This window comes from Acinetobacter lwoffii, assembly GCF_052078135.1.
Classification (GTDB): Bacteria; Pseudomonadota; Gammaproteobacteria; order Pseudomonadales; family Moraxellaceae; genus Acinetobacter; species Acinetobacter lwoffii_Z.
This window is the reverse complement of sequence record NZ_JBQGUZ010000005.1, coordinates 1-15,185: the sequence shown is the minus strand read 5'-3', so window position 1 is coordinate 15,185 and position 15,185 is coordinate 1. Positions and strand designations below refer to the sequence as shown.

The window sequence follows — 15,185 nt, the reverse complement described above, 5'->3', positions numbered from 1 at the left end:
TTAATTATTCTAAATAAAGTATTTTGAGTTATGTTAGCGTTAATCTAATCCAAGATGTTTGAAGTTTTACATAATTGATATAAATCGTTTATTTAGAAAGGAAAAGAACTAAATGGTTGAGAATTGTGTGCTTGATTGGGGAGCTATTGCAACGATTGCTGCCGCAATTTTAACGGTTATCGTGGCTTACTGTATTTCAAAGCAATGGAAAACACAAAAGAGAGTTGAGACAGTTTCAAATATTGCAAAGGAAGTTTATCTGGATATTAAAAAATTTGATAAATATTTTGTCCAATATATTACTTCGCATATTGATAATTTAAATGAAGGACCTAATGAGGGGAATGTGTACTATGGTATTGAAAAAGAATTGAATCCGATTATTTATGATTTATATGTAGGTATGATTTCTAATTTAGAGATCATTCTTGAAGTAGAAAAAGATAAAGATCTTGAACAGCTAAAGGGAAGATTAATTAAAACTTACGAAAAACTTGATCAGCTTCAAAATGACATTTTACATGTAGCTATATTTAGTAAAGATAAAATTTTAGATGATGATCGCAGGAGATATCACAATATTGATATTAAAGTTGCACACGAAGTTTTAACTACAACTCTAAATAGTTTAAAAAAAATCATTAATAAAATTTATTGTATATGAATAAAAAAACCGCCTCGAAAGGCGGTTTATGTTTGAAAGAATTACTTCAAGAAACGTTGATAACCCAGATTATTGGTAATTTCCTGATATGGATAGGTAATGGTTTCGAGAGTTTCGATCAAGCCGTCCGGATTTTGTTGTGCATCGGTCGCTTCAAGACCTACCAGAACACGTCCTTCAGCAGCGCCGTGGTTACGGTAGTGGAATAGGGTAATGTTATGTGTTGGGCCCAGACGTTCCAGGAACATCAGTAAAGCGCCAGGACGCTCCGGGAATTCCACGCGGAACAGGCGCTCATTTTCAATATCGGCATGACCACCGATCAGGTAACGGATATGCAGTTTGGCCACTTCGTCATCAGACAGATCGTCAACGTCATACTGGAACTTTAAGGTTTCATAAATTTCCTGACGTTCTTTCTCGCCATTTTTCAGACTGATGCCGACAAAGACTTGCGCAGCAGAAGCATCGCTGGCACGGTAGTTAAATTCAGTAATATTACGGCCTTGCAAGGCACGGCAGAAACTCAGGAATGAACCTTTCTGTTCCGGAATGGTCACGGCAAAAATCGCTTCTTTGCGTTCACCCAATTCGGTACGTTCAGCGATATAGCGTAAACGGTCGAAGTTCATGTTGGCGCCGCACACAATCGACACCATATTTTTACCTTCGATGCCATGTTCAGCCACGTATTTTTTAATACCTGCCAGAGCCATTGCACCAGATGGTTCTACAATGCTACGGCATTCGTCATAAGTGTCTTTAATCGCTGCACAGACTTCATCCGTATTCACCAGCACCACATTCGGTTCCACGATTGGGCCAGAATTGTCCGATTTTTGCAGACGAATCACATCAAATGGTTTTTCACCAATTTGGGCTACAGCTGTACCATCAGCAAACAAGCCCACAGATGGGAGAATCACACGTTCATTTGCTTCTAAAGCAGCTTTTAAACAGGCAGATTCGTCGTATTCCACTGGAATGACTTTAACGTGGGGTGCGACATCACCTAAATACGCTGCAACACCTGCGATCAGGCCACCACCGCCAACTGCGACAAACACGTAATCCACATCGCGCCATTGGCGAAGAATTTCATTGGCAATGGTGCCTTGGCCAGCAATCACCAGTTCATCATCATAAGGCGGAATGAAAGTCATCCCATCTTCCTGGGCACGTTGAATCGCATATTTATTGGCAACATCAAATGAATCACCATGCAAAACCACTTCGCCACCCAGACGTTTAACCGCCTGTACCTTGATATCAGGTGTGGTTTTAGGCATCACAATAATCGCGCGAATACCCAGCTTTTTCCCTGAGAGTGCCACGCCCTGTGCATGGTTGCCCGCTGAAGCAGTAATAACGCCACGTTCCAGTTGAGATTTCGGCAATTGACTAATGCGGTTATAAGCACCACGTAATTTGAATGAAAAAACCGGTTGTAAATCTTCACGTTTAAAGCGGATGTTATTATTGAGTCGTTCGCTAATTCGTGGTGCTGCTTCGAGTGGAGTTTCGATTGCAACATCGTAGACCGTTGCTTGTAATATTTGTCGAACCAAACGAGACAGCATGTTAATTTTCCATCTAACAGTTTAAAATAGGGGCTTATTGTAACAAACCATACGGCTTTGCGGTTCGAAAATACTGCAAAAGTCCAAAATAGTTGAGTGAAGCCATGAGTCTATATGCAACCCAAGATGAGAAAAAACAAGCAGCAGCTAAAGCCGCTTTAAAACACTTGCCAAAAGGGGGCATTTTAGGCGTAGGTACAGGCAGTACTGTAAACTTTTTAATTGACTTATTACCTGAGCTGCAATTGGAAGCTGCGGTAGCCAGTTCAGAAGCAACTGCACAGCGCTTAAAAAAGCTCGGTATTGAAGTAGTGGATATGAACTCTGTCAATGGTTTAGATGCCTATGTCGATGGCGCAGACGAAATTGATCGTCATATGCATATGATCAAAGGTGGCGGCGCAGCATTGACACGTGAAAAAATTGTTGCCTCTATTGCGAAAAAATTTGTGTGTATCGTGGATGATTCAAAATGGGTTGGACAATTGGGTCGTGAGTTTCCGCTTCCTGTAGAAGTGATTCCAATGGCACGTTCTGCGGTTGCGCGTAAAATTGTATCTTTGGGTGGCGATCCTGCTTATCGTGAAGGTGTGGTAACTGACAACGGTAACGTGATTCTAGATGTGTACAACCTGAATATTCTAAATGCACTTGAACTGGAAAAAACCTTAAACGATATTCCGGGCGTGGTGTGTAACGGTATCTTTGCGATCAACAAAGCAGATATCGCCATTGTCGCGACTGATAACGGAATTGAAGAGCGTACAGCGGTTTAATTAAACTTTCTAGAAAAAATCCCTCTAAATCTCCCTGAGCGAAGTTTTGAAGCACTGCTTTAAAACAAGTGCAAGAAGGGAGACTTTTAAAAGCCCCTCTTTGAAAAAGAGGAGGTTGGGGAGATTAAAAAAACTATAATGACCTTATCCGATCTACCCGAAATCCAAATCACCCGAAATGTCCGTTCAACCCGGTTACGTTTGCGTGTCGATGCGACCCAGATTCGCCTCACAGCCCCGGTTTTTTGCAGCAAAAAACAGATACGGCATTTTATTGAACAATCTGAAAGCTGGCTGATTAAAACCTGGCAATCCCAGCAGGAAAAAATCGAAAATATTGACCGGACGCTACCGAGTGAGCTGCGGTTATTCAATCTAAAAGCACCATTAAAAATTTCTTATCAAAGCCAGAAGAACAACTTCATTTTTGATCATGAAGATCTACAGCTTTGGATCAGTGACCGACATCCTGAAGAATATTTAAAAGCTTTCGTGATTGCCTACGCAAAAGAACATCTTCCTTCATATTTAAATCTCGTCTCACAGCAATGTCATTTGCCTTTTAAAAACTGCAACATTAGACATCCCAAAACCCGATGGGGCAGTTGTTCTGCCAAACATGACATTATGTTGAACAGCGCGCTGGTATTATTTCCTGAACAAGTCGCGCGTTATGTCGCTGTCCATGAACTGGTACATACAAAGCATTTTGATCATAGTCCACGGTTTTGGGCAGAAGTTGCCAAGCATGATCAGCATTTCCAGCAGCATCGTATAACGCTGAAAAATACGCCGTTGCCATATTGGTGGGGTGCCTAAAAGCATAATTAATAAGTCCATATAACTCTATTAAAATAGCCTAAGCAATCTATGCATTTAATCCTCTAAATCGGACTTATCCTGCTGATCAATTAAAAAACCAGCAAACCCCAGTGAAATGGTTTAGAAAACCTCAACTTCCTGTCATACTAGGCTGTATAAAGGAAACATTTATTTGAGGTAATCATCGTGATTTCAGTGGGTATTGTGGGTGGTACGGGTTATACAGGCGTTGAACTTTTGCGTCTTTTGCTACGACATCCAGATGTAAATGTAACAGCACTGACATCACGTACTGAAGCAGGCCGTCGTGTAGATGACATGTTCCCGAGCTTGCGCGGGCATACCGATCTTAAATTTTCCGATTTAAGTCTGGATTTATTAAAATCATGCGATGTGGTGTTCTTTGCAACGCCGCATGGTGTCGCAATGAAACATGCCGAAGAGCTGGTTGCTGCAAATACAAAAGTGATCGACTTAGCAGCAGATTTCCGTTTACAAGATCTTGAACAGTTCGAAAAATGGTATGGCATGCAACATGCATGTCCAGAACTGTTAAAAGATTCTGTATACGGTTTATCTGAATTGAATCGTGAAGAGATTAAAAAAGCCAATGTGATCGGGAATCCGGGGTGTTATCCAACCACAGTTCAGTTAGGTCTGGCGCCAGTTTTAAAAGCGGCTGAAGTATTGGTGAAACCTGAAAGCATTATTATCGATGCCAAGTCGGGTGTATCAGGTGCAGGTCGTAAAGCTAGTCTGGGCATGATTTATTCTGAAAATGCTGATAACTTTAAGGCCTATGGTGTAGCGGGTCATCGCCATCATCCTGAAATTGTCGAAGCACTGGAAAATATTTCAGGTCAAAAAAATGTGTTTGATCATATTTTATTTGTACCGCATTTGGTGCCAATGATCCGTGGTATGTTGTCGACCATCTATATCGATTTAACTGAAGCAGGCCAAGCAGCAGATTTACAAGCGCTATATGAGCAGTTCTATGCCAATGAAGCATTTGTCGATGTTATGCCGGCGGGTGGCTCACCCGAAACCCGTTCAGTGCGTGGAGCGAATCAGTTGCGTATTGCCTTGTATAAGCCACAACCAACAAAGCTGGTGATCCTGGTTGCACAAGACAATCTGGTAAAAGGCGCAGCAGGTCAGGCTGTCCAAAACATGAACCTGATGTTTGGTTTTGCTGAAGATGCTGGCTTAAATAATATTGGTTTATTACCATAAAAAACGTATTAGAACTTCACACACATTTAGATTTGCATTTAAATGTGTGTCTTGATTAAAGCAAACAAGAGATCAAAATGCCGAATAACGAGTCAAATACGACGCTTCCTCAGGAACCCGGTACTAAGAAACCATTCATGAAAGGCAATACGCCCTTAGCCATTGGTGCGGCTGTATTGATCTTAAGCAGTGGCGTACTCGGATATACCGTAGGACATCGTCAGGGTTTGACTGCGGCGGGTTATGATGCGGATGCAGAGCAACTGGTCGATGTGGTACAGACTCAGAAAGCCAGTCTGGAAACACTGAACAAGACGCTGAATACTGCGGTTCAGGAGCGTGATCTGGCTGTCAGTAATGCCAATGATCTGTATCTGGCCATGACCAAGGCACGTGATGAACAGGTGCAGGCCGAAAGTGTGGGAACCATTTATCGCGAGATCTTGCGTCAGCGTGGTGGTCTGGCATTGGCGGTTCAAAACCTGTCGATTAAACCATTACCCGAAAATGCCTTTGAATACCAGATTGATCTGGTTCAGGTCAGTCCAGGCAAAAGCCGTGCCTCAGGTAGTGTGGAATTGCGCCTGATTAAAGGTGCGGAAATTCTGGTGGTGCCACTGGAAGATAAAAACTTTAATTTTGAAAATTATGAGCGACTCACTGGCCGCTGGACCATGCCTAAGGGCTTTAAGCCAGAATTTATTGAAGTGCGTCTTACTGGTGCCAAACCTGTGATTCGTCGTTTTAGTTGGGAACAGGGCAAAGCAGTAGAAAATCAGTCTGCCACCTTGTCCGAAATTCCGAAAACCGAAGCAAATGCAAATTAAGTGTGAAATATAAATCTTATGCCAAGCAATAAACGTCAAATGTGTTTAAGTGATATTAAAAATTCTTTTAATGAGTCTGGAATCGTTGATTGGCATATCAGCCCACGTTTAGCAAATGAACCCTCTGAAGACGGTGATTCTGACTTAGCTGTACAGACCGCACCGCCAGAACTGAAACGTCCACCGTTGTATGCCGTTGTTTTATTAAATGACGACTATACGCCGATGGAGTTTGTAATTGAAATTTTACAACAATACTTTGCAATGAATCTTGACCAAGCTACACAAGTAATGCTAACTGTACATTATGAAGGAAAGGGTGTAGCTGGGGTTTATCCTCGAGACATTGCGGAGACCAAAGCGAACCAAGTCAATAATTATGCTCGATCACAAGGTCATCCGTTACTTTGCCAAATAGAGCCTAAAGATTAAGGGGGTTACATGCTCAGTCGTCAATTAGAAGTATCACTACGTTTGGCTGTCAGCATGGCTCGTCAAAAGAGACATGAGTTCCTGACCGTAGAACATTTATTGTTAGCCTTGCTCGACAATGATTCAGCCGTGAATGCTCTCAAAGCATGTGGTGCGGACATCATCGTGTTGCGTAAGGAATTAGAAGAGTACGTAGAACAACATACCCCTAAACTTGGTGAAAATAGTGATCAGGCACCACACCCGACAGAAAGCTTCGACCGGATCTTGCAACGCGCGATTTTTCACGTGCAGTCAAGCGGCGGCGATCGTACTGTAGAAGGTGCTGATATTCTGGTTGCCATGTATTCTGAGCGTGACTCATTTGCAGTCTATCTGCTGAAACGTCATCAAATTAACCGTCTGACCCTGACTCAGTACCTGTCTCATGGTACCCGTAAAGAAGATGTACAGTCTGAAGAAGAAATCGAAGATCTAGATGGCGAATCAGCATCTTCAGCAAGTTCAGGTCCACTTGAACTTTATACCACTAACCTGAATGTTGAAGCACAAAAAGGTAAGACCGATCCACTGATTGGTCGTGAAAAAGAAATCGAGCGTGCCGCGCAAATTCTTTGCCGCCGTCGTAAAAATAACCCACTCCTTGTCGGTGATCCAGGTGTCGGTAAAACCTCGATTGCTGAAGGGCTGGCTTGGTTAATTGTCAATGGTAAAGCGCCAAAACCACTGGAAAATGCTGAAATTTTCAATCTGGACATTGGTGCTTTGGTGGCAGGAACTAAATACCGTGGCGACTTTGAAAAACGCTTGAAACAGCTTTTAAATGCGTTGAAAAAGAAACCTGAAGCAGTGCTGTTTATTGATGAAATTCACATGATTATTGGTGCAGGCTCGAGTATGGGCAGTACCATGGATGCATCGAATCTGATCAAACCGGCGCTGGCAAATGGTTCTTTACGCTGCATCGGGTCAACCACATTCCAGGAATACCGTCAGGTCTTTGAGAAAGATCATGCTTTATCGCGTCGTTTCCAGAAAATTGATGTGAATGAGCCATCTATTTCTGAAACTATTGATATCCTACGTGGTCTGAAATCGAAGTTTGAAGATTTCCATCATGTGGAATATGAAGATCAAGCCTTAGTGTCTGCGGTAGAACTTTCTGCGAAATTTATCAACGACCGTTTCTTGCCAGATAAGGCGATTGATGTCATTGATGAAGCCGGTGCTCAGCGCCGTTTAAAAGCGGAGCAAGACGACAGTTTGATTACTGTGGAAAATATTGAAGACATCGTCTCTAAAATTGCGCGTATTCCACCGAAAACTGTTTCTAAAGATGATAAGAGCGTGCTGGAAAATCTTGAGCGCGATCTGAAACGTGTGGTCTTTGGTCAGGATGAAGCGATTGAGGCCTTGGCATCTGCGATTAAACTGTCACGTGCCGGTTTGAAGTCTCCAGATAAGCCTGTAGGTAGTTTTGTCTTTGCGGGTCCTACAGGTGTTGGTAAAACCGAAGTGACCAAGCAGCTCGCGAAACAGATGGGTGTAGAGCTGGTTCGTTTCGATATGTCCGAGTACATGGAACGCCATGCGGTATCTCGTTTAATCGGTGCACCTCCAGGCTATGTCGGTTTTGATCAAGGTGGCCTGCTCACCGATGCGATTCATAAAAATCCGCATTGTGTACTGTTGCTAGACGAGATCGAAAAAGCGCATCCAGATGTGTTTAACCTGTTATTGCAGATTATGGATCATGGTTCATTGACTGATAACAACGGGCGTAAATCTGATTTCCGTAACGTGGTCTTGGTACTCACCACCAATATTGGTGCTGAAAGTATTTCGCGTGTCAGCATTGGCTTTATGGAACAAGACAATAGCAACGACAATCAGGAAGCGATGAAGAAAGCCTTCTCGCCGGAATTCCGTAACCGTCTCGACGGCGTGATTCAGTTCAAGGCATTGCCAAGCAGCATCATTGAAAATGTCGTTGATAAATTCCTGACTGAACTACAAGCACAACTGGATGACAAAAAAGTCATGCTGGAAGTGGATCAGAGTGCACGTGAATGGATGTCGGAACATGGCTATGACCGTTTAATGGGCGCACGTCCAATGCAACGTTTGATTCAGGAACATCTGAAAAAACCGCTGGCTGAGATGATCCTGTTTGGTGAACTTGCTGAAAATGGCGGCAATGTTGCAGTATCGGTGAAAAAAGAAAATGGTAAAGCGGTTGGCTTAAAACTTGAAGTTTTTGAAGACCAGACTGCTGAACCGGCCTAATGAACGAAAAAGATTAAACCCGTGCTTGCACGGGTTTTTTCATGCACTCATATTTTAAATCATTAAATTCATTCATACAGTTCAATAAATAAATTATGGATATTCAAGTTAGCAAGCTGTTCACGACATTTTTACTGTTTTTAGTCACGGCATTGATGGAAATTTTAGGCTGTTATTTTCCCTACCTGATTTTAAATCAGGGCAGAAGCCACTGGTTATGGATTCCGACAGCTCTGGCTTTGGCGGCTTTTGTCTGGCTGTTAACCTTGCATCCAGCTGCTTCAGGACGGATCTATGCCGCTTATGGTGGTATCTATATTTTTTCAGCACTGATGTGGTTGCGCTTCGTTGATCAAGTCACACTGTCACGTTGGGATCTGCTTGGTGGCATGGTGGTAATACTGGGCGCATTGATTATTATCTTGCAGCCGCAAGGCTTGGTGCGTTAGCAGGATATAATAACAAACCTTATCAAAAAAGGTAGCTAGAGCTACCTTTTTTTGTTTTTGGATTTTTTAATTTCAAATCAAACTTGATGTCTTATTTACTTAGTTTATTTTAATTTGCAATCTTTCTGGGAAATATCCGTTTTATAGGTTTGTGTTTGCGAACTCAGACTGAGTTCAACCTTATAAGGGTTCTCAATCTGATAGCGATGTTCAAAGAAAATTTCACAATTATTGAGTAGATTATTACGAATGACTTTCATCACTTCTTTGCGCCCCAAGTCTTTTTCAAACTGGCTAAAATCGGGCGTGATGATCATGCCTTTCAGTGTGGTTTTATTGGCACTTAACTGTAATTGTTCAATAATCGTATTTTGATCAATCTGCAATGGTAAAGTTCTGGAATCCTCTGCACTGAGCACTGCGAGTAATTCATTCAGCTCAGCTTTTTTCTGAATTTTAAATTTGCTGTCAATAATATTTTTTTCTTGAAGATATTGGTCAAATTCAGAAGCATGCACCGGTAAGGCGACACTGCTAAAACCAGTCAAGAGTGCCAAAGCCCAATATTTTTTTTGCATTGTATAAAATCACTTTTTATTCCATTTCAATAATGATTATAAGAGCTGAGACAAAAAAAGCACCAGAGATTGGTGCTTAATTTGTGAAGATTCATCTTAAAAAAATTAGTCTTTTTTCAGATTTTCATTAATCAGGAATTCAATCAAAGCTTTTTGCGCGTGCAAGCGATTTTCCGCTTCATCCCAAACTACGGCATTTTTATGGTCAAGCAGATTTTCTGAAATCTCTTCACCACGATGCGCAGGCAAGCAGTGCATAAACAAGCAATCCGGATGTGCAAGATCCATCAGACGTTCATTCACCTGATAATCTGCAAAGGCTTTTTCACGGATCTTTTGCTCTTCTTCCTGGCCCATGCTTGCCCAAACGTCAGTCACGATCAGGTCGGCATTTACCGCTGCATCTTCAGCAGAAGGAACCAGTTCCACGCAATGCGCAAATTCAGACAGGAATTTTTCTTGTGGCTCATAGCCTTTTGGCGCTGCAATTTTCAGATTAAAGCCCCACATATGTGCAGCTTCAATATAAGAGTTACACATATTGTTGCCATCACCGATCCAGGCCACAGTTTTCCCTTCAATTGAGCCACGTTGCTCTACATAGGTCTGCATGTCAGCAAGTAACTGGCAAGGGTGGTGATCATCTGTTAAAGCATTAATCACAGGAACTTTTGAATAAGATGCAAAACGCTCCACGATATCATGACCGAAAGTACGGATCATCACGATATCCAGCATGCTTGAAATCACACGTGCAGAATCTTCAATCGGTTCACCACGACCTAACTGGGTATCGCGTGAAGACAGGAAAATCGCGCTACCACCAAATTGGCTCATGCCAGCTTCAAACGAAACACGCGTACGGGTACTCGATTTTTCAAAAATCATGCCCATCACTTTACCAACAAATGGTTGGAACACTTCATTGTTATGCTGTTTGCGCTTAAGCTCAATTGCGCGTTGCAAAATCTGGTTAAGTTCTAAAGTTGATAAATCGCGTAAGGTGAGAAAGTGACGGAGAGCCATTCGTTACTCCACAATAATTGCCGAAAAACTCGATCAACAATCAGTTGTTGGTTAGTTTAAGAAAAAATACGGAATCGGCTAATATACTATAAGCAATGAAAAATGCAAAAAAACTAGACTTTTTGATGACCGTCTAAAAAGCGATCCACACAATAACTGATGTATTTGTCGATTTCCTGATCATCTTCCTGTACCGGAATTCCCATCAGAATACGCCATTCCAGATTGCGCAAAATACCAAAATACAGCTGCGCCGAATATTGCGGATTCTCGCAATGTAATAAACCTTGCGCATCTGCCTGTTCTAAGGCCGTGGCAATGGCACTTTGCACATGCACCGGGCCTCGCTCATGAATATGCTGAGCAAGTTCAGGATTACGCTGGCTTTGTTCCAGCACCAGACGCATAAAGGCCGAGTTTTCCGGTTGCATAATCTGGTGATAAAAATTAAGCAACGTGTGTACTAAATAACTACGAAAATCCAGTGCCATCAGTTCGATCGGAATACTGATATCTTCAAAAAACTTGATACGACGATAATCGCAGATGGCTTTAAACAAGCCCTCTTTATTGCCAAAGTACTTATAAATAGAGGCTTTAGAGCCACCGGCATGCTGGACGATATCATCCAGAGACACAGCATCATAACCCCGTTCCAGAAATAGCTCGGTTGCACTGATCAGCAGCGCAACACAACGCTCATGACCACGTTTGGTCTGTGGCAGATCTTTGGCGAGCGGTTCTAGGGCGAGGTCTTGCATAGGAGATAGTACATCAACATGTCAATAGAGATTGAAACGCCATCATAGCAAATATATGCACATATTTCATAATTGCGCCAGATAAGTGCGCTATTTGCTAATTAGGTAAAGCAAAACTTAAAAATTTGACTAAAGTTTTAGAGTATTTGTTCTATCAGGTTATGGAATGAGCAAGCCAAATGAGTATACTCGAATTTCAATAATTATAGCCAAGACTGTGGAAAAGGAAGATGACAGAACAAATGTCTGCAGGTCTAAGATTTAGACAAGCGCTTGAAGTCGAGAAACCATTGCAAATTATGGGCACGGTAAATGCCTATGCTGCCATGATGGCCAAACAGGTCGGTTATAAAGCCATTTATTTATCAGGTGCGGGTGTCGCGAATTATTCTTATGGTTTGCCTGATCTGGGCATGACCAGCCTGGATAATGTTCTTGAAGATGTACGCCGGATCACTGAACGTGTGGATACACCTTTACTGGTTGATATCGATACCGGTTGGGGCGGTGCATTAAATATTGCCCGCACGATTAAGCAGATGATTGCAGCAGGAGCCGCTGCGGTTCATATTGAAGATCAGGTGGCACAGAAGCGTTGTGGTCATCGTCCAAATAAAGAAATCGTATCGCAGCAGGAAATGGTCGATCGTATCAAAGCGGCTGTAGATGCGAAAACCGATTCAAACTTCGTGGTGATGGCGCGTACCGATGCGCTACAAAAAGAAGGCTTGCAAGCCGTGATTGATCGTGCTTCTGCCTGTGTTGAAGCGGGTGCAGATGCGATCTTTGCTGAGGCGATGACCGATATCACCATGTACCGTACAGTGTGTGATGCGGTCGGTGTGCCAGTCTTGGCAAATATTACCGAATTTGGTGATACACCGTATTATACGGTTGATGAACTGGCGGAGCAGGGCATTGGCATGGTGCTGTATCCGTTATCAGCGACACGTGCAATGCAAAAAGCCGCACTTGAAGTGATGCGTTCAGTACGCGAACATGGTACTCAGGTAAATGTGCTGGATATTATGCAACAACGAAAAGAACTCTACGAATTTTTAGATTATCACAGCTTCGAAGACACATTAGATAAACTGTTTAAACAGGAGAATTAAAAAAATGGCTGAAGGAAAAGTACTCACTGGCGCAGGATTGCGCGGACAAGTGGCAGGTAAAACCTCACTTTCAACAGTAGGCAAAAGTGGCGCAGGTCTGACCTATCGCGGCTATGACGTGCAGGATCTGGCTGAACATTGCCAGTTTGAAGAAGTCGCTTATCTGATTTTCTTCGGAGAATTGCCGACTGCAGAGCAATTGGCTGCCTACAAAGCCAAACTGAAATCCTTGCGCACTTTACCTCAGGCATTAAAAGAAGTCCTTGAGCGTATTCCTGCCGACTCGCATCCAATGGATGTGATGCGTACTGGCGTTTCCATGCTGGGCAATCTTGAAACTGAGCAGTCTTTTGAGCAGCAACAGGATATCGCAGACCGCATTTTGGCAACTTTGCCGGCAATCATTTGTTACTGGTATCGTTATAGTCATGACGGCGTACGTATTGAAGAAAATACTGACGATGATTCGATTGGTGCACAGTTCCTGCATCTTCTGCATGGTGAAAAACCAAATGAGCTACATGAACAGGTAATGAATGTTTCCTTGATTCTGTATGCAGAGCATGAATTCAATGCTTCGACTTTTACCGCTCGTGTGTGTGCATCAACGCTGTCAGATATGCATTCCTGTATTACCGGTGCAATCGGTTCCTTGCGTGGCCCTCTACATGGCGGTGCCAACGAAGCTGCGATGGACATGATCGAAAACTGGAAGTCGCCTGAAGAAGCTGAACGTGAAATGCTGGGCATGCTGGAACGTAAAGAAAAAATCATGGGCTTCGGTCATGCGATCTATAAGAACAATGATCCGCGTAATGGCATTATTAAAGTCTGGTCGGAGCGTTTGGCCAAAGATGTCGGTGATACCGTACTTTATCCAGTGTCAGTGCGCTGCGAAGAAGTCATGTGGCGTGAGAAGAAATTATTCTGTAATGCGGATTTCTTCCATGCTTCGGCTTATCATTTCATGGGCATTCCAACCAAGTTGTTTACCCCGATCTTTGTTATGTCACGTGTGACAGGTTGGGCAGCGCATGTGATGGAACAGCGTGCAGATAACCGTATTATCCGTCCAAGCGCGGACTATACCGGTCCAGAACTACGTAAAGTAGTGCCAATCGCTGAGCGTTCTACAGCGGCTTGATCCGTAAATGTCCTAGAATAAAAATAAGGTCTCAATTGAGACCTTATTTTTTTTAGTGAATTCTGTTATCGACTTAACAGTGCCGGATCTTCAATGCTATAACCTGTTTCAAAAGGAATACCCAGATACTTTACTATTACCAGGGTTTTATTCTGTTTCGGAACTTTATAGGCCTGGCTAATTTTCAAGCCTTGCTGATAACTGACTGCTTGCTGAACCGGACTTTTTTGTAAGCTGGATTTTACTTGATATTGATAGGTCCATTTTGGCACTTTTTCCTGAGGATCATGCCAGGCAGGCGCGCTACCTTTTTTTGTCTTTAACACCTTAAGCTGTGGTTTTGATTTTTGAATTGGATTTAATGGAACTAAACGTTTTTTGATTTTGGCAATGTCCTGATCAAACTTGCGACTGTCTTGATCATAATCGATGCGCTTGGTTTTAGGATTGATATATAAGGAATTGACCTGAACCAGCTGATTTGGTTTTTGGGATTTAAAATTATAATAATATAGTTGAGGCAAGCGTCCACGACCATCAAGATAATGACGCATGATATAAAGCTTCTGTTCTTTGACTTCATAGCCTAGAACTTCAATATTTTGTGGACCGCCTACGGTAGCGAAAGCCAGAGTGGGCAAGCTCAGAGGGAGCAGGAGCAGTGCAGTTTTAATATTCATGGTCATTCCACCCTCAAAAAAATAGATTGGCATTTGATCATGCCAATCTATCTTAAAATACGGTAGAAATAATGAAGCTTATTCAGGCTATACAGTAACTTTGAAAGCTTAGCTGTTATTCAACAGATTGATCATGTCATGTGCAACCACAGCTGACAGTTTGTTGAGGCGTTCAAGTGGCGAGCCTTTGAGATAATACTGGAACTGATGGATTTGCGTGCCGTCATTAATGGCCACAAAAAATGTTCCTTCCGGTTTCTCTGGTGTCGCGCTACCACCTGGTTTAAGTAACCCTGTACAGGCGATAATCCAGTCAGCATCACGGAACATTTTTTTACCTGCTTCCGCCAGAGCAACTGTTACCGGCATAGATTCCGCAGTATGACTATTGATCAGATTCTTGGAAATGCCCAATACTGAAGTCTTGACACTTACATCGTAACAGATCAAACCACCAATCAGAATTTCGGCACCTTCTCCTTTACAAATGGAGAACTGGCTACTGAGATATCCAGAACTTGCGCTTTCGATAAAGGCAATTTTTATGTTTTTCTCTTCGAGTAAGCCGCAACAGGTTTTTATCATAGTCTCTATATTTTCTTTGTGAGAGTGATTTTAGATCAATTTAGACAGATTTTTTCTGTCGATCAACTCCAAGTATATTTATATTTTTATGAAAGTTAAAATTTTTTTCATAGATTAGGGTCTGTTGACATTTACTGTTCATAATTAACCCTATAAAGGTAGCCATAAAAATATACAGGCTAAAGCAACAGAACTTTGATAATTTCTTTTGAGCTTGTCATATC

The 15,185-nt window shown here is 42.4% G+C and carries 16 protein-coding genes and 1 pseudogene; 10 read left to right on the top strand and 7 right to left on the bottom strand.

Annotation, left to right across the window (positions count from 1 at the left end; all coding sequences use genetic code 11):
• The first annotated feature begins 112 nt into the window (after positions 1-112).
• On the top strand, positions 113-664 hold the full coding sequence (locus tag ACTL4S_RS04550; RefSeq protein WP_441298845.1) for a hypothetical protein: 552 nt from the start codon (positions 113-115) through the stop codon (positions 662-664).
• 41 nt (positions 665-705) lie between these two features.
• Here the strand turns inward: ACTL4S_RS04550 and ilvA are convergent, their stop codons facing one another.
• On the bottom strand, positions 706-2,244 hold the full coding sequence (gene ilvA / locus ACTL4S_RS04545; RefSeq protein WP_441298844.1) for a threonine ammonia-lyase, biosynthetic: 1,539 nt from the start codon (positions 2,242-2,244) through the stop codon (positions 706-708).
• Positions 2,245-2,348: 104 nt separating this feature from the next.
• On the opposite strand from ilvA, the gene rpiA reads away from it, so the two are divergent.
• From rpiA to ACTL4S_RS04510, 7 genes are all read left to right on the top strand, one after another.
• On the top strand, positions 2,349-3,020 hold the full coding sequence (rpiA, locus tag ACTL4S_RS04540; RefSeq protein WP_441298843.1) for a ribose-5-phosphate isomerase RpiA: 672 nt from the start codon (positions 2,349-2,351) through the stop codon (positions 3,018-3,020).
• A 138-nt stretch (positions 3,021-3,158) separates the two neighbouring features.
• Positions 3,159-3,839, top strand: coding sequence for a M48 family metallopeptidase (locus ACTL4S_RS04535; protein ID WP_216985992.1), 681 nt, complete (start codon positions 3,159-3,161; stop codon positions 3,837-3,839).
• A 183-nt stretch (positions 3,840-4,022) separates the two neighbouring features.
• Positions 4,023-5,078: an N-acetyl-gamma-glutamyl-phosphate reductase gene (gene argC / locus ACTL4S_RS04530; protein WP_311204745.1), complete on the top strand. Its 1,056-nt coding sequence runs from the start codon at positions 4,023-4,025 to the stop codon at positions 5,076-5,078.
• Between the two features lie 77 nt (positions 5,079-5,155).
• Entirely contained in the window at positions 5,156-5,905 is a 750-nt protein-coding gene (locus ACTL4S_RS04525) for a DUF6776 family protein (protein ID WP_180038696.1), read from the top strand.
• Positions 5,906-5,923: 18 nt separating this feature from the next.
• Positions 5,924-6,337, top strand: coding sequence for an ATP-dependent Clp protease adapter ClpS (clpS, locus tag ACTL4S_RS04520; protein ID WP_004279780.1), 414 nt, complete (start codon positions 5,924-5,926; stop codon positions 6,335-6,337).
• Between the two features lie 9 nt (positions 6,338-6,346).
• Positions 6,347-8,623 (top strand): ATP-dependent Clp protease ATP-binding subunit ClpA, encoded by a 2,277-nt coding sequence (gene clpA / locus ACTL4S_RS04515; RefSeq protein WP_441298842.1) that lies wholly within the window; start codon positions 6,347-6,349, stop codon positions 8,621-8,623.
• A gap of 95 nt (positions 8,624-8,718) precedes the next feature.
• The gene (locus tag ACTL4S_RS04510) at positions 8,719-9,072 is read left to right on the top strand and encodes a YnfA family protein (RefSeq protein ID WP_441298841.1); all 354 of its coding nucleotides are present in this window, start codon (positions 8,719-8,721) and stop codon (positions 9,070-9,072) included.
• 104 nt (positions 9,073-9,176) lie between these two features.
• Here the strand turns inward: ACTL4S_RS04510 and ACTL4S_RS04505 are convergent, their stop codons facing one another.
• The 3 genes from ACTL4S_RS04505 to ACTL4S_RS04495 all read right to left on the bottom strand — a co-directional run bounded on the left by ACTL4S_RS04505 (position 9,177) and on the right by ACTL4S_RS04495 (position 11,437).
• Positions 9,177-9,650, bottom strand: a complete 474-nt coding sequence (locus tag ACTL4S_RS04505; RefSeq protein WP_441298840.1) for a hypothetical protein — start codon at positions 9,648-9,650, stop codon at positions 9,177-9,179.
• A gap of 105 nt (positions 9,651-9,755) precedes the next feature.
• Complete coding sequence (gene argF / locus ACTL4S_RS04500) at positions 9,756-10,676, bottom strand: ornithine carbamoyltransferase (RefSeq protein ID WP_247143590.1); 921 nt, start codon at positions 10,674-10,676, stop codon at positions 9,756-9,758.
• A gap of 113 nt (positions 10,677-10,789) precedes the next feature.
• Positions 10,790-11,437, bottom strand: coding sequence for a TetR/AcrR family transcriptional regulator (locus ACTL4S_RS04495; protein ID WP_441298839.1), 648 nt, complete (start codon positions 11,435-11,437; stop codon positions 10,790-10,792).
• 230 nt (positions 11,438-11,667) lie between these two features.
• Between ACTL4S_RS04495 and prpB the strand changes: the two genes are divergently transcribed.
• Together prpB and prpC are read left to right on the top strand one after the other, a co-directional pair.
• Positions 11,668-12,552 (top strand): methylisocitrate lyase, encoded by an 885-nt coding sequence (gene prpB, locus ACTL4S_RS04490; protein ID WP_004280180.1) that lies wholly within the window; start codon positions 11,668-11,670, stop codon positions 12,550-12,552.
• A 4-nt stretch (positions 12,553-12,556) separates the two neighbouring features.
• Complete coding sequence (gene prpC, locus ACTL4S_RS04485) at positions 12,557-13,696, top strand: bifunctional 2-methylcitrate synthase/citrate synthase (protein WP_441298838.1); 1,140 nt, start codon at positions 12,557-12,559, stop codon at positions 13,694-13,696.
• 65 nt (positions 13,697-13,761) lie between these two features.
• On the opposite strand, the gene ACTL4S_RS04480 is transcribed toward prpC, so the two are convergent.
• The 3 genes and pseudogenes from ACTL4S_RS04480 to ACTL4S_RS04470 form a co-directional block, all read right to left on the bottom strand.
• The gene (locus tag ACTL4S_RS04480; RefSeq protein ID WP_441298908.1) at positions 13,762-14,382 is read right to left on the bottom strand and encodes an aminotransferase; all 621 of its coding nucleotides are present in this window, start codon (positions 14,380-14,382) and stop codon (positions 13,762-13,764) included.
• 102 nt (positions 14,383-14,484) lie between these two features.
• Positions 14,485-14,961, bottom strand: a complete 477-nt coding sequence (locus tag ACTL4S_RS04475; RefSeq protein ID WP_004280184.1) for a CinA family protein — start codon at positions 14,959-14,961, stop codon at positions 14,485-14,487.
• 131 nt (positions 14,962-15,092) lie between these two features.
• Positions 15,093-15,185: pseudogene (locus ACTL4S_RS04470) on the bottom strand (IS5/IS1182 family transposase); the annotation flags it as partial.

What these genes read in the sequence shown, in the direction of transcription:
- ACTL4S_RS04550 (WP_441298845.1), top strand. Translation starts at nt 113, where the DNA reads ATGGTTGAGAATTGTGTGCTTGATTGGGGAGCTATTGCAACGATTGCT.
- prpB (WP_004280180.1), top strand. Translation starts at nt 11,668, where the DNA reads ATGACAGAACAAATGTCTGCAGGTCTAAGATTTAGACAAGCGCTTGAA.
- ACTL4S_RS04535 (WP_216985992.1), top strand. Translation starts at nt 3,159, where the DNA reads ATGACCTTATCCGATCTACCCGAAATCCAAATCACCCGAAATGTCCGT.
- prpC (WP_441298838.1), top strand. Translation starts at nt 12,557, where the DNA reads ATGGCTGAAGGAAAAGTACTCACTGGCGCAGGATTGCGCGGACAAGTG.
- rpiA (WP_441298843.1), top strand. Translation starts at nt 2,349, where the DNA reads ATGAGTCTATATGCAACCCAAGATGAGAAAAAACAAGCAGCAGCTAAA.
- ACTL4S_RS04495 (WP_441298839.1), bottom strand. Translation starts at nt 11,437, where the DNA reads ATGCAAGACCTCGCCCTAGAACCGCTCGCCAAAGATCTGCCACAGACC.
- ACTL4S_RS04475 (WP_004280184.1), bottom strand. Translation starts at nt 14,961, where the DNA reads ATGATAAAAACCTGTTGCGGCTTACTCGAAGAGAAAAACATAAAAATT.
- ACTL4S_RS04505 (WP_441298840.1), bottom strand. Translation starts at nt 9,650, where the DNA reads ATGCAAAAAAAATATTGGGCTTTGGCACTCTTGACTGGTTTTAGCAGT.
- argF (WP_247143590.1), bottom strand. Translation starts at nt 10,676, where the DNA reads ATGGCTCTCCGTCACTTTCTCACCTTACGCGATTTATCAACTTTAGAA.
- ACTL4S_RS04525 (WP_180038696.1), top strand. Translation starts at nt 5,156, where the DNA reads ATGCCGAATAACGAGTCAAATACGACGCTTCCTCAGGAACCCGGTACT.
- clpS (WP_004279780.1), top strand. Translation starts at nt 5,924, where the DNA reads ATGCCAAGCAATAAACGTCAAATGTGTTTAAGTGATATTAAAAATTCT.
- ACTL4S_RS04480 (WP_441298908.1), bottom strand. Translation starts at nt 14,382, where the DNA reads ATGACCATGAATATTAAAACTGCACTGCTCCTGCTCCCTCTGAGCTTG.
- clpA (WP_441298842.1), top strand. Translation starts at nt 6,347, where the DNA reads ATGCTCAGTCGTCAATTAGAAGTATCACTACGTTTGGCTGTCAGCATG.
- ilvA (WP_441298844.1), bottom strand. Translation starts at nt 2,244, where the DNA reads ATGCTGTCTCGTTTGGTTCGACAAATATTACAAGCAACGGTCTACGAT.
- ACTL4S_RS04510 (WP_441298841.1), top strand. Translation starts at nt 8,719, where the DNA reads ATGGATATTCAAGTTAGCAAGCTGTTCACGACATTTTTACTGTTTTTA.